The sequence below is a fragment of the Stenotrophomonas sp. STEN054 genome (genome assembly GCF_056854535.1).
This window is the reverse complement of record NZ_JBXFWG010000007.1, coordinates 1-13,091: the sequence shown is the minus strand read 5'-3', so window position 1 is coordinate 13,091 and position 13,091 is coordinate 1. Positions and strand designations below refer to the sequence as shown.

At 60.9% G+C, this 13,091-nt stretch carries 16 protein-coding genes; 10 read left to right on the top strand and 6 right to left on the bottom strand.

What is annotated here, in order from left to right; translation table 11 throughout:
• Positions 1-21: 21 nt before the first annotated feature.
• From AC1VXD_RS04075 to AC1VXD_RS04065, 3 genes are all read right to left on the bottom strand, one after another.
• Complete coding sequence (locus AC1VXD_RS04075; protein ID WP_482990962.1) at positions 22-1,818, bottom strand: UvrD-helicase domain-containing protein; 1,797 nt, start codon at positions 1,816-1,818, stop codon at positions 22-24.
• A gap of 1 nt (position 1,819) precedes the next feature.
• Positions 1,820-3,958: an ATP-dependent nuclease gene (locus AC1VXD_RS04070; RefSeq protein WP_482990961.1), complete on the bottom strand. Its 2,139-nt coding sequence runs from the start codon at positions 3,956-3,958 to the stop codon at positions 1,820-1,822.
• A gap of 72 nt (positions 3,959-4,030) precedes the next feature.
• Positions 4,031-5,110 carry a site-specific integrase gene (locus AC1VXD_RS04065; RefSeq protein ID WP_482990960.1) on the bottom strand — a complete coding sequence of 360 codons (1,080 nt, stop codon included), beginning with the start codon at positions 5,108-5,110 and terminating at the stop codon, positions 4,031-4,033.
• A gap of 103 nt (positions 5,111-5,213) precedes the next feature.
• On the opposite strand from AC1VXD_RS04065, the gene AC1VXD_RS04060 reads away from it, so the two are divergent.
• Positions 5,214-5,507 carry a DNA-binding protein gene (locus tag AC1VXD_RS04060; RefSeq protein WP_482990959.1) on the top strand — a complete coding sequence of 98 codons (294 nt, stop codon included), beginning with the start codon at positions 5,214-5,216 and terminating at the stop codon, positions 5,505-5,507.
• Between the two features lie 471 nt (positions 5,508-5,978).
• On the opposite strand, the gene AC1VXD_RS04055 is transcribed toward AC1VXD_RS04060, so the two are convergent.
• Positions 5,979-6,344 (bottom strand): DUF3693 domain-containing protein, encoded by a 366-nt coding sequence (locus tag AC1VXD_RS04055; RefSeq protein ID WP_482990958.1) that lies wholly within the window; start codon positions 6,342-6,344, stop codon positions 5,979-5,981.
• A 237-nt stretch (positions 6,345-6,581) separates the two neighbouring features.
• Between AC1VXD_RS04055 and AC1VXD_RS04050 the strand changes: the two genes are divergently transcribed.
• The 9 genes from AC1VXD_RS04050 to AC1VXD_RS04010 all read left to right on the top strand — a co-directional run bounded on the left by AC1VXD_RS04050 (position 6,582) and on the right by AC1VXD_RS04010 (position 11,966).
• Positions 6,582-6,812, top strand: coding sequence for a hypothetical protein (locus tag AC1VXD_RS04050; protein ID WP_482990957.1), 231 nt, complete (start codon positions 6,582-6,584; stop codon positions 6,810-6,812).
• Positions 6,805-6,936, top strand: coding sequence for a hypothetical protein (locus tag AC1VXD_RS04045; RefSeq protein WP_482990956.1), 132 nt, complete (start codon positions 6,805-6,807; stop codon positions 6,934-6,936). Before AC1VXD_RS04050 ends, AC1VXD_RS04045 begins: the two co-directional genes overlap by 8 nt.
• Positions 6,926-7,990 (top strand): replication initiation factor domain-containing protein, encoded by a 1,065-nt coding sequence (locus tag AC1VXD_RS04040; RefSeq protein ID WP_482990955.1) that lies wholly within the window; start codon positions 6,926-6,928, stop codon positions 7,988-7,990. Before AC1VXD_RS04045 ends, AC1VXD_RS04040 begins: the two co-directional genes overlap by 11 nt.
• The gene (locus AC1VXD_RS04035) at positions 7,987-8,256 is read left to right on the top strand and encodes a single-stranded DNA-binding protein (RefSeq protein WP_482990954.1); all 270 of its coding nucleotides are present in this window, start codon (positions 7,987-7,989) and stop codon (positions 8,254-8,256) included. The genes AC1VXD_RS04040 and AC1VXD_RS04035 overlap by 4 nt, the downstream gene beginning before the upstream one ends.
• A gap of 9 nt (positions 8,257-8,265) precedes the next feature.
• On the top strand, positions 8,266-8,388 hold the full coding sequence (locus AC1VXD_RS04030; protein ID WP_482990953.1) for a hypothetical protein: 123 nt from the start codon (positions 8,266-8,268) through the stop codon (positions 8,386-8,388).
• A gap of 205 nt (positions 8,389-8,593) precedes the next feature.
• Entirely contained in the window at positions 8,594-8,848 is a 255-nt protein-coding gene (locus AC1VXD_RS04025; protein ID WP_482990952.1) for a hypothetical protein, read from the top strand.
• A 129-nt stretch (positions 8,849-8,977) separates the two neighbouring features.
• Complete coding sequence (locus AC1VXD_RS04020; RefSeq protein ID WP_482990951.1) at positions 8,978-10,489, top strand: A coat protein; 1,512 nt, start codon at positions 8,978-8,980, stop codon at positions 10,487-10,489.
• Positions 10,486-10,776, top strand: coding sequence for a hypothetical protein (locus tag AC1VXD_RS04015; RefSeq protein ID WP_482990950.1), 291 nt, complete (start codon positions 10,486-10,488; stop codon positions 10,774-10,776). The genes AC1VXD_RS04020 and AC1VXD_RS04015 overlap by 4 nt, the downstream gene beginning before the upstream one ends.
• A complete protein-coding gene (locus AC1VXD_RS04010) occupies positions 10,773-11,966 on the top strand; it encodes a zonular occludens toxin domain-containing protein (protein ID WP_482990949.1) in 1,194 nt (397 codons plus the stop codon). Before AC1VXD_RS04015 ends, AC1VXD_RS04010 begins: the two co-directional genes overlap by 4 nt.
• 543 nt (positions 11,967-12,509) lie before the next feature.
• Here the strand turns inward: AC1VXD_RS04010 and AC1VXD_RS04005 are convergent.
• Positions 12,510-12,869 (bottom strand): DUF3653 domain-containing protein, encoded by a 360-nt coding sequence (locus AC1VXD_RS04005; RefSeq protein ID WP_482990948.1) that lies wholly within the window; start codon positions 12,867-12,869, stop codon positions 12,510-12,512.
• Positions 12,869-13,091, bottom strand: a 223-nt coding sequence (locus AC1VXD_RS04000) for a DUF3693 domain-containing protein (protein WP_482990947.1), incomplete at its 5' end; no start/stop codon positions are given. The genes AC1VXD_RS04000 and AC1VXD_RS04005, both read right to left, overlap by 1 nt.

Below are 13,091 nucleotides of genomic sequence, written 5' to 3'. Positions count from 1 at the left end.
TCACGACGAGGCACGTAGCGCCTAAGCGAAAGTGTCGTAGTCGAACCGGCACCTGCGAAGCACTTCCGTTGGAACGTACTCGGCACCCAGTCCGTTCATGCGGCCACGTTCCGCGATCAGGTGCAGGTTCTTCCTCGCCCGCGACGCGAGCACGTACAAGAGGCGGTTTGCACTGTTGCTACCATCGGCATCCGCGAAATGCGGGACCATGCCCTCGAGCAACGCATAAGCAATGACCGTGTCGTATTCATCCCCCTTGATGCCGTGGATGGTTGACAGGGTGATCCCGGAACGGTCCCGGAACACTCGACGGAACGCATCGATCTCTCCGATGAACTGGGCGCCCTCTTTTCTAAGTCGCGCGATCCGGGTGGAGGAACTCTCGAAGAAGGAAGCGTACTGGTCTAGAAGTGCTGGAAAGGCGGTGAAATCGACGCCGAGTGCGGAGAACAGGGCACCAAAGTACAGCTCAACGTACTTCAAGCCATCGGTTTCAACCAAGGCAATGCTATTGGCCTCCCGCAGAAGTCGCTTGGGCGTCATACCCGGCGTCGACACCCCGGCAGCCTCCAGTTCGACGAGGATCTCCTTGGCCCAGCGCAGCCTGCGGACGTACAGCCCCGGCGATGCGTTGGTCAGCGCTATGCGAGCGACCTTGTACCAGAAATTGTCAATGTCGCGAGCAAAAGGCACCATTCCCGGCCCGTCGAACTCGCAGTCTGGCATTCTGCTCACCAGTCGCCGGGTCATGCCCGCAAGATGCACCCACTGCGGCGCGAGCACGCAGATCTCCGAAGGCTCGATCCCCAGCGTGTCGATGTTGTAACGGATTAACGCCACAAGTTGGTCCTCGAGGCCATCCTTACTAGTCGTCGCATCGTAGGTGATGATGCTGGGATATGCCTTGTGCTTGGACGCGGCCTCGATAGTCGCTCCGTAGAGGTCGTAATGGCCGAAGTAGTCGATGATGCGGCCCGAGGATCGATAGTTGCGGGTAAGCTCGGCTTCCTTGAAGGCGACGCCCGACAGCGCGGCGAAGTCCTTGGGTGAGATAGCGAACCCTCCAAGCGACTGGAAGATGGCCTGATTGGGGTCACCGACGACGAACGCCCGGGTTTGTCCCGCTCCCGCAGCCAGAATCTCGGAGACGATTGAGTACTGGATTTCTTTGGTGTCCTGGTACTCGTCGATGAGGATAAAGGGGAAGATACCGGACAGGAGCTTCGCGATCGACGGGTTTTTCGAGATCAGCTCGTAGGCGTAGTAAAGCATCAGCTCAAAGTCGATTTTCCGATCATTCGAGAGCGTGTGAAAATAGTCCTGGAGGATCCCGTTGAGCGCGGCGTGCTTGCGCGAATCCTGGCAGGTCAGAATGTATCCATCCTTGGTGAAGTAGAAGCCGCAGTCCCAATAGGTCACCTTGGGGGAGCGATAAGGCGCGCACAATTCGGTCAGCAGTTTCTCGGAGTCGTTGCTGCTGGCCACCGTGAACCCGTGTTTCAAATCGTCGTGGTAGATCCCGTAGGGCCGTAGTATCCACTCCAGACAGAAGGAGTGGATCGTTCCGATCCAGAGGCGGGACGCATCGACACCGAGTCGCTCGATACGCTCTTTGATTTCGTCGGCCGCCCGGTGCGTATATGTGATGGCAACGAGGCATTGCCGCGGGGACTCCAGCTTCGACAGCTCTTCAGCGATCTTGAACGTCAGTGTCCTTGTCTTGCCGCTACCCGGACACGCGACCAAGAAGACGCTGCCGGCCTCGCGGATAGCGTCCTTTTGCGAGTCGTTCAGATCGTGGTTGGTCCAAACGGTCATGTCAGCCGGCCTTGTCAAGGATTCGGTTGATCGGATCGGCAGTGAAGGTCACCAGCATCAAGGCCTTGATCGCGGCCAGGTCCATGTCGCCTGCCCGGAACAACTTCAGGGCCTCGCGGGTGCTTTGGATGACCTCCGGCGTCGACAGGCCCGTTTTCTCGATGCACGCCACACGGAAGCTCAGGATGTGGAACCAGACGTCCGTCGACAGCATGGGGCGCAGGAAGTGAATCGCCTCCACGATGTAGTCGGGGATGATAACCTGGTGGTCGATCCGGTTGCCAAGCGCGATGGCGAACCAGCCTTTTCCTTCGTAGTTCGCCATCAGCAACGCACGCCTACCGAAAACGGCGATGTCCTTGGATTCCAGCTCGGCCTTGGCTGTTGCGATCGTTGCCGGGTCCTTGTAAACGCTGGCGATCGCCGAAACGACCTGGTCAGCGTTGCCGGCGTCGACGAAATCGACCTCGAAGGTGTGAGGGGCATAGAAGCACTCAACCCATGGATTGTCGTGCGAGAACGCGTCCAAAGCTGTCTTCCGTGCGACTCCCTTGCTCTGCGCGCTGGCGCACTTGGCCTTGAACTTGGACAGCGCGGCATCGTCTGTTGCGGCAGGCGTGGTATCGAAGAAGGTCGCGTCCAGGTCGGTGACGATTGCGCAGCGCTTCTTGATCCGGTCGTCATGGAACAGCACAGCTACGTTCTGGAAGCCCGTGCTACGGATGTTGATCAGGCTAACGCCCAGCTCGTCGAGCGTGATTCCAAGCACTTTCTTGACCAGCGTGGGGATCAGGATCTCCTCGGCGTCGCCCTCCACCAGCATGACGCTTTTGGCGAACAGCAGGTTGCTGCGAACCGCGTCCAGGTACCGCTGGATGTTGCCGATGTCGACGGGATCGAGGCCGGCAGTCGGCTGGTAGGTCTCACAACCGTCGCCGACGTTGCCGAGGATATTCATGTTCTCGACGTTGCTGGCCTCGGATATGTGGGTGGAGTGGGTCGAATAGATGATCTGCGTATCGGCGAAGTTCAGGCGATCGAACAGCGTTTTCTGGATATGGGTGTGAATGTGTGCTTCCGGCTCCTCGATGAGCAGGAAGTTGGCGAATGATTGGCTGGCTTTCTGATACTTGAACTCGAGCAGCTTCAGGGTCAGGTAGATTAGGTTGGCACCGCCGAGACTGAGCTCGTGGACCGCACCCTCGTAACCGTTCCCCGCTTCGCCCACGAAGAGCTTGAGCGACTGGAAGAGCTTGTCGGCCTCATCGGAGAGGTCTGACCGGATCGACATGGAAGAAGGCGAATACGCTTCGCCCGCGGCCTCCTTGATAGTGTCGACGATGTCCGAGCGCACGGTCTGGACGTCGCCGAGCCCTTCGATGGCATCATTAAGATCCTTGACCTTTTCGGTGATGGGCAGGAACGTGACGGGATCGATCTCGCCACTCTTGCGCTTTAGCAGGTTGAGCAGCGGGTTGGTTCGATTGTTCTGGAACTCGGCAATGACGTCTCTGAGCGCCTGCACGAAGGTGAAGGAGATTTCTTTCGAGACAGAGAGCATGACGGGGACTCGCACACCGATTGCGGGGTGGTCCAGTTCCTTGCCAAACGAGGTGTTCTTGAAGTCGCCAACGATCTCGGCGTAGACGGCGGGATCGTTGAAGTCCGCCTCGCTTTTGCCGGTGAAGAGGGTCTCGTAGTCCTCGATCGAGACCCCGGAAAGTATTGCCGCCATCCCGTCGTGGTCTCCGGCGGTCAGTTCCGACAGGCGACGGCGGATTTCGGCCTTCGGCCGGAAGATCAGGTTGTACGTGGCCTTGGAGACGGTGCCGGCACCGACGTTGCCGGTGCCATGCAGGAAGAGCGACTGGATGGCCTCGTCTTGCGAGACCTCTTGGAACTCGATGCTGATGATGATCCAGTGGCCTTGCCAGCGCTCGAGGCCTCGGTGGAAATCCTTCTCGTCGAGGCGGTGCGCTGAGCGCAGCAGGTTGTCGTCCAGCAGGAGCCGAATCGCCCGGAATAGGTTGGTCTTTCCGGATCCGTTCTCGCCGATGATGGTGTTGATGCCCTTGTTGAAAATCAGCTTCGCGTTGGCGAAATTGCGATAGTTGACGAGACTGATCTTGGAGATATGCATGACTTTTTCCTGTTTGCCTAGCCTATATCCGTCAGAACGAGCCTTAGTCGACGCAGTAGTAGGCCGGATGCACTACTTGAGTAAGCGCGCCGCTGGATTGTCCTCAGCCGCGCCCGCCTGAAAGTACCCAATTACGCTCGCCACCGATCGGTGCTCGGTCATAGCCATGACCGCTGGGAGTGGAACCCCTTGCTTGCCCGCTTCGGTCACGAACCCCGATCGCAGGCTGTGCGCCCCAAAGTCCCCCTCCAAGCCCGCCAAACGAGCCCGCCTCTTGACTATGGTAGCGATGGAGCCCGGGAGAAGGGTAGGGCCGACCCGTCCCTTCCAGATTCGCCGGAAGATCGCCCCCTCGACGATCCGTGCAGCGTCCAGCCAAGCCGCCAAGGCCTCGGCACTGCGCCCCAGTATCGGCTTGTCCGGCGTCGAATCCGCTTTGACCCCTGCCTGCTGGGTCTTTGAATACTCCAGCCGGTAAATGTAGCCGTCGTCGCCGACCTTGCGCAGGTCGCGCAGGTCCGCTGCGGCAATTTCGCTACGCCGGCGCCCGCCGCTGGCAAAGCCGAAGCAGAGCAGGGCGCGGTCGCGCAGACCTTCCAGGCTGTCATCGCAGGTGGCCAGCATGGCTTCCAGTTCGGCCCGGGTAATGGCGGTCTTCTTCGTGGGGCGCTCGCCGCGCTTCACCGCCGCGCGCCGGGCGCGGCTGAGCAGGGTGCGGACACTGGGCAGTTCGCACGGGTTGGCTAAGCGCTTGAGCTTGTGCGCGGTGGACAGCACGGCGACGCGCTGGACCACGGTTGAGAGCTTCAGCGGACCGACCTTGGCTTTCAGGCCGGCGGCCACCAAGGTCTCGTCGATCGCCGGCGGCAGCTCGCTGACCAGGCCCGTCTTGCTCTTGCGCTGGATGTGGTCGACCAGAAACTGGATCACCACGGCCTCGTTCGCCGGCAAGGCCAGCTCAATCCCATAGCGGGCCTGGTGCCAACCGGCCCAGTAGCGCAGGGCCGTAGCATAACTGCGGGTGGTATTGGCCGCGGCCGCTTCGGCGAGCAGTTCACACACTGCGTTGGCGGCCTGTTGGGCGAGTTGCTCGGGGAGCACCAAGTGCGCGGCCGTCGCTACCACACTAGGAAATGTGCCAATTCGCTTCATACTATGTAATGTACGTTATGCAACAAAGCATCTACTAGCGATAATCATCACTTATCGCGAGTACGGTGCCAGCAGAGTAGGGCACCAATACAGGAGAATTCACATGACCCGCGGCATCACGGAATCTGACGTCCATACCGCCGCCGACGAGCTGGTGGCCAAGGGCGAGCGCCCCACTGTCGAACGGATCCGTGCTCACTTGGGGACAGGCTCGCCGAACACGGTGACCCGCTGGCTGGAGACATGGTGGAACCGACTTGGCACGCGTCTGCAGTCAGCGCGTCCGGACATGGAAGATGCGTCAGCGGTGTTGGCAGAACTTGCCGGACAATGGTGGGAGCTTGCGCTGAAGCATGCCCAGGAGGCCGCCCGTCGAGAGCTTGTATCGTCCGAGTAGGCTCTGGCTGCCGAGCGTGAAACGCTGGAGGCCAGTTCCCGACTTGTGACTGAAGAGCTGGCGCGAATGAGTGCAGAGCGTGACCTTGCTATCACCGAGGAGAGAATTGCAGCGACCCAAGCTTCAGAGCTACAGCACCTAGTCGAGCAGCTTCAGTTACAGATCTCTGAACTTGCAGAGCAGTGCGACCTCGAGCGCCGAAGGGCCGACCGAACCGAGACAGTGAGACAGCAACTCGATGCCCGGCTTAACGAGGCCTTAGAGACGGCGAAATCTGAGCGGGAGGACTGGGCCGAGTACGTCAGATCTGTTGAAAATCGAGCGCTCAGCGATGTTGATCGAGCCCGCCAAGAGATGAAGGATCTCCAGGTGCAGCAAAGCAAGGCATCCGAACAACACAGGGCCCTTGAGAAGCAGCTGCGTCAGGACATCCAAGCCGCTTCTGAAAACAACACGAAGTCGACCGATACTTCATTTCGCATAATGTATAGCCTGTGCGCCGTTATCAAAGCCGTGCACAGCGGCCTGAGCCTTGTGGGGCAGGGCGAACCCGACAGCCAGGCATAGCGCCATCGCTGTGGCCGCCAGACGCCGCCAGACAGCCTTTTCGTCGGAGCTTATCGCCCTCGCTTCGCCGACAATCCCGAGAACCCGCGCCAATGGCGTGCCGGTCAACCCTGCCAAGGTCGCGCAGACCACGGCGTTCGGCAGCGAGACGCCTCTCCGGTAGTTGCTCACGGCCGCAGGCTTGATGCCCAGCGCCTTCGCTAATTCCGAGTCGTTTGCCGACTTCGTTGCAGCCTTCGCTGCGTCCAGAAGCTCATCAATGGTGGACATCGCTTTCAAAGCCCCTTGACATTGGATTACAAGGGGTATTGAATCACGTCCGGATTCAAAGGGTCTTTGAATCCACCCGCCACCGGACCCCCCAAGGCCGCTGGCGGGCCTCTTGGGGGCTTGGGGCAGGGGACACACCATGGACGAGTTGCTGTTCTACATCTGCGGCGCGGCGGTCTGCTACGGCCTGCTGCTGTGGATTCGCGCCGACTACAAGCACCGCAAGGGCGGTGACAAGTGATCGACCCCATCATTGCACTCGTTCTGGTCGGCTCCTGCGCCGCCATCGCATTTGGCATCGCCACTTTCCCGCGCAAGGCCCGCGAATTGATCGCGGCCACTGCGCCCAAGCCTGCGGCCGAAGCCCAGGTCATCATGCTTGCCCAGCTGGAAATCGCCGCCACTAAGCGTGGCGACCTGCTGGAAGCTGCCCGCTACGCCGAGCAGCAGGAGGCCATCAATGGCTAAGTGGTTCCTCGCTTCCGCGTGCTTCGCCGCCATGGCGGCTTCGGTCAAGATCAGTGCGTGGTTCCTGCCCGCGACCTTCTGCGCCGTTACCGGCTTCGTCGTGGGGTTCCGCAATGGCCGCTGATCGCGCTCGCTTCCGCATGGCCGTCAGTGGCGGAGCAGGGGGCTTATCCCCGGTTTCGCCCGGTGAAAAGGGGGCTGCCGCAGCAGCGGCAGCGGTCGGAATTGGCCCGGGGAGTAACACGGGCCAAAAGGGTCAGGAAGACGCGATTATCGACTACCTGACCTTTGTGGTCCCGCTCTCCGCCCTTGAAGAAGTCAACTGCAAGAAGCTGGACCTCTTGCTGTTCCGCATCTTCGGTTTTCGCGGTGAAGTCGTTGCCGGTGCCATTCGCCAGAAGCACTGGAATTTCTACGAGCAGTCGGCTGTGCTGATTGACCGGGAAAACGAGGTTGTCGGCCGCGTCGGCATCGGCGGCAAGCACAGCAGCGTCTGCATCAGCCTCACCGGCATGGGGTGCAAGTGGATTCGTGACCGCGCCCGTGTGTTCAAGCAGCTGACCATGCTCAGCGGCAAGATCACCCGCGTTGACTGCGCCCACGATGACTACGAAGGCGAACGCCTGGACGTACATGCGCTTCGCGAAGTTGCCGCTCAGGGTGGTTTCACTGAGGGCGGTTGCCCTCCGCGTCATCGCTTTATCTCCGACGAAGGCCACGACACCGGCTGCACGTTGTATGTCGGTGGCAAAGGCCATAAAGAGCTTTGCGTCTACGAGAAGGGCAAGGCCGAGGGCCTGCCTACCTCCCGCTGGGTGCGCGCAGAAGTGCGCTTGTATGGCAAGCACATGGAGATTCCTCTCGATGTGCTGCTCAACCCCGGCGCGTACCTGCGCGGGGCGTACAGCGCCCTACAGGATCTCATTCAAGGGGTGTGCACTCGCATGCGCACCATTCGCAAGCAAGTTGAAGTTTCGGCTGAGGCCATGGTGCTGTGGTTAGAGCGCCAGGTCGGCCCAGCCCTCAGTGTCCTGCGCGGAGCATTCGGCGATTCATGGTCCGACTTCGTAGAGGCCCGCATCGTCCGTGATGGTCACCCCGGACGTTTTCGCGGTATCGCCAAGGGTGACGCGCTCCACCGTTTCGTGAGGGAAGAACTATGCCTGTCTGCCGCGTGAAGTCTGCTGCTGTCGATGAACAGCGCAACCAGAAAACCAACAACATCATCCGTTCGCAGATGGTCGGCCTCGACCTGGGCAACGGCTTCGAACTGCCGTTCCGTGTCGGCCTCGGTCAGCGTCCGGCCTATCCGGCTGGTGAATACGATCTCGACCCGATGTCGTTCGCCTTGTCGGCCTACGGCGATCTGACGCTCAAGCGTTACGTCGACCTGATCCCGCTGCAGGCCAAGGCTGCGCCCGCAGTCCCTCATACCAAGGCCTGAGCCATGGGCATGCTCATTGCCACCACCAACCCGTACACGTTGCTCGCAGCGGGCTTCGTGCTGGGTCTTCTCGTTGCGCTTCTGCTGGCTCGCTGGGTCATCAGAAAGCGGCGTGAGTGGGGGGAGCTTTGAGCATGGCCCGCGTCCTTACCTGCGTCTCATACGACGAACCTACCGGCCACTGTTCGCAGGAGGTGTGGTTGGAGCAGTCCGATTGGACGCATTACCTACCCACCGTTGAACAGGCCAACGTGGTCGGCGCTGCCTTCTTCACTTCCGTGATGGTCGTAGCTGCTGCAAAACGCCTGCTTTTCCCACCCGCAGAGAGAGAGATCCAATGAACCGCAAGAACCGTGAGTCCCTGATGCACCGCGCCAAGGCTGTCGCCGCTTCCACCAAGGCACGTGCCGCTGCACTGGTGGCCTCCGCCGCCATGGTCCCGTCGCTGGCGTTCGCCCAGGACGCGGCGTTCGATCCGTCCAGCATCACGGTCAAGATCGGCACCTACGCCGGTTACGCCCTGGTGATCATCATCGCCTTCGCAGCCGCTGTTTGGGGCCTGAAGGCCGCTGGCCTGATCGGCCGCAAGTAAGCCGATCGCATCGGCGACTGTTCCAGATAGGGGAGGGCGACCTCCCCTTTTTCATTCGGGAGTTCACATGGAAGGCTTGGTGATGCTTGTGTGGTGGGTTGTGCTTACTGCGACTTGCGCGAGGCTGTGATGCGCTGGCTCCTTCGTCTGTTCGCGCGAACGCTGGTGCGCCGCGTCGTCTACGTGATCGTTGCCGCGCTTCTTGCCCTCTTTGGAGGTCGAGCTTTCGCCGCTGATTACTCGATGTGCAGCCCAACCGCTCCGGAGTCGTCCGGTGGCGCGTATCTCTGCCCCGATCAAGGCATTGCCGCTGCCATGGCATCCGCATCAGCATCCTTCCGCGCGTCTTCCGGTGCGTGCGGCTATGGCCCGGGGCTCGTGACTGTCGGAGCGACCAACATGGACGCCTATAACCGTGTAGTGCAGGTCATGTTGATGGCGCCAACCGGCGGCGCCTGTAGCTCTATTCGCATGGCATGGCCTGAAAACGAGTCCTGTCAGGATCGCAATAGGAACAAGCTTGCTGACGCGGCGCCTTGGTACAGCGAACCCAGCACCTGCATTTCCGGCTGTCGAGTCCAGGGCACGCCGTTCAGTCAGAGCAACGGCGGAATCAAGGTGTATGGCATGAAAGATCGCACTTACAACGGCGACGTCTGTACGCCAACAGGACCTAGCAAGGGCATTGGCCCGCTCGAGAACGATAAGCAGGATGAGACCAAGCCCAAACCTGATGAGTGCACGGCTCTCGGCTCAGGCCAAACCGCGTGCGTAAAGCCTGACGGTAACCACTGCACGACCGCCTCGACGGGCAAGACGTTCTGCTGGCAACCCAACGAGACTGGTGAGAAGAAAGACGGCACCGACGCGCAAAGCAAGAGCGAGCAGGGCAAGCCCGTGCTGCCGCCCGCATCCCCGGACCCGACCAAGGAGTACCAGCGAAACGAAGGGCACCAGAACACCGTTTGCATCAACAACACGTGCACCACGTACAACGTCACGAACTTCACTCAGACCAACAGCGGCACCTCGAAGAACGGTACTGGCGACAACAGTCCAGACGGCAATACCAACACCAGCGGCAATGGTGCGCCAGGTAAAGGCACCGGCACCGGCAGCGGCAAAGACGGCGACGGCGATTCTGCGACGGATAGCGGCAACTGCGAGCAGCCACCTGCATGCACCGGCGATACCCTCAAGTGCCTGCACCTTCGGTTCACATGGAAGATCCAGTGCAACACGAAAGGCTCGGAAATTTCCAAGGGCGACGGCTGCGCACCGGAGGACGTACCGGTTTGCGCTGGCGCTAGCTGCAAGGCTGAGGCCTACTCGCAGCTGCTACAGCAGTGGCGATCCCGATGCAACGCGGAAGGGCTGGTTAAGGGCGTCGAAGCGCATGCAGGCCAGGGCGACGGCGACGACGGCGAGGGCTCCATCTTCCTGCCCGACTCTGGCGACGGTCCGAAGCTCGATGAAGGGAAGCTCGCGTATGGGTCCGGCCAGCTTGGTTACAGCTTCACCGTCGAGGGCGTCAAGTTTGAGATCCCTCAGCAGGTTCTGGATTTCATCGCGATCTTGCGCGTGTTGATCATCGCCGGTGCCGCGCTGGCAGCTATCGCAATCATGAGGGGCAACGGATGAGCATCTTTACCGAAGGTTTGGGCGTGTGGGTTTCCAAGCTGATCATCAGCAAGGCGGCTCGCTGGGTGACGAAGTCGTTCATGGGGCTTGGTGTCGGTCTCGGTAGCTACTTGCTCATTCTTCAGCCCATGCTTGATTGGGCTCTTGTCAAGTGGCAAGCCATGCCCGGCAATATCGCCGCTTGGCTGCACGCCTTGGGCATTGATGTGGCCGTCTCCATCATCCTCAGCGCCTACGGATTCAAGGGCACGGAGCGGCTGTTCCTCGGTAAGAGGGGCAACCCGTGAGCATCTACAAGACTGCGGCAATGTCGCTGCTGACGGGCATCCTCGGCAGTGGCAAGACGCTCCGCGCTGTGCAGCTGATGAACGCCGCCATTGAGGAGGGCGAGAAGGTTTATCAGGCGGGATTCAAGGGGCTCACCGTGCCCGGCGTCATCGACTGGGAAGATCCGCGGAAGTGGCAGGAGTTGCCCCCGGGCGCCATCCTCTTCGTTGACGAGGCTCAGAAGTGGTTCGGCGAACGCCGCTCCGGCTACGCTCCCGACTACCTGAAAGCCATGAACACCATGCGAGGCGAGGAGGGTGTTCGCATGGTGCTGCTGACGCAGCACCCTAAGTACCTGGACAGCCACATCAAGGATCTTGTCGGTTGCCACGAACACCTGCTGCGTGAGTCAGGCAAGTTGTCGTCCAAGCTCTATCGCAGTGACGAAATCATGGAAGATCCGCGCAGCCCGCGCGGTCGATCTAAGGCGGATCAGGAGACGTTCCGGTTTCCCATTGAAACCGCCGGCAAGATGTACGTTTCTGCGAATAGCCCGCACACGATCAAGTACCGCATGCCGGCCGTCGTCAAGAAGGCCATTTTGATCGGCGGAACCGGCGCCCTGCTGCTGGGCGGCACGTGGTTTTTCCTGTTCCGCAGCGCGTACGCGGACGTGGCTGGGGCGGAAGAGCAGGGCGTTGCCGCCACGCTCGGCGAGCCCACGGCGAGCCGAAGTGGCGGCAGCGACCCTGCTCGCACAACCACCGCAACTCGCGTTGCGATGCAGACAGGCGAGGACTACGTGGCCGCTATCACGCCCCAGGTGCAGGACGTACCGTGGTCCGCTCCCGCCTTTATGGCGCGGCCGGTTGTGTCTGACCCTCACGTCTACTGCATGAGCACCGAAAACAGCTGCCGCTGCGTCACTGAGCAGATGACGCGCATGGTTATTCGTGACGACGTATGCCGGGATATTGCCCGCTGGGGTGAGCCATACAACCCGTTCAAGGCTCCGGCGCAGGTTGCCTCGACTGCACCTCAGCAGCGGGAGGCAGATACGCCGCCGCGACGGGAACAGGCCAACTACACGGCTGCTGTCCAAGGTGGCGTGATCCCCCGCACCCAGAGAGCTCTTGGGACCTTCCCTGAGTCGCCGCCGTACAAAACGGCTTCCTACATGACGCTCCCGGAGGTCGAATCTAAGCTGTGACCGGGTGTAGTGTCGCTTCACGTGCTTAGCAGGGATCGTTGGGGCGGTCCCGCCAACCGCCTTCGATGCGCTGAAAGCGGCGACCGTCGATGCAGCGTTCGTCACCATTCAAGGGGCGCGGTGGTGGAGCAACACGTTCAAGCGCGCCCCATAGTTCACGCTGTAGTTGAGCCGACTCGGCTGCAGCTTCGGCATGTAGTTTTCGCTCCCATTCTGCGGCCTGCCTGTCCAATTGGGCTTGCTCTTCGGGAGTTGCTGGGCGTATCAATTCTCGCGTCATTGCGGCTGCTTGCCGCCGAGCGTTCCACTCAATGAGCCCCATGGAAATTGCAATCAACAACGCGGCACTTACGCCGATGTAGTTCCATGGCGACGCAGGCTCTTGCTGCCGTGCTGGGCGGTTTCTATTCCCCCGAAACTGCACGTCATGCAGATCAGGAGCGCTAAAGGTCGGTTCGCGTCGTTCGCGGTCCATACGTTTCCCAAGGCGTCCTGCGGGCATTGTAGCTGGGGTGTAGGGGCAGGGCCCCTACGGACAACGCTTCACCCGCGCGCACGGGGCTTACGCCCCGGTTTGATTTCTACTGCCATGGGTGGCTCGGCGCTGGGGCCAGCCATCACCCTGGACAACCTTCGTTGGCGCCGGGCCATCAAGGTGGCCACATCCACCACATTGGAATCGCTTGCGCTGCAATGGTTTCGCTGGGGCGATTCAGCTGACTTTCCGCGCAGCTGATCCATCATTCGCCGCCATTCTTGTGCTTGGCAGGCGGTAAGCGACAGCCAAGCGAGATCCTCTGGCAGCAGCTCGCGGCCTTCGGGCGTAATCAGGCGGTTGCCAAGGAAAGCAAAACCGGCCCAAGGGCCGGTTAGTTCAGTGCGGTTGTACGGGTCGAATTCCATTACGCTGCCAGTTCGTCCTTGTCGGGGGAGCGATCAGGGAGGCAAGAGCCGAGCCAGAGGCCCAGCCATTGCCATGCGGAGGAGACGAACGCCGCAGCTCGGGCCATCCACCATTTCGCATAATGTATAGCCTGTGCGCCGTTATCAAAGCCGTGCACAGCGGCCTGAGCCTTGTGGGGCAGGGCGAACCCGACAGCCAGGCATAGCGCCATCGCTGTGGCC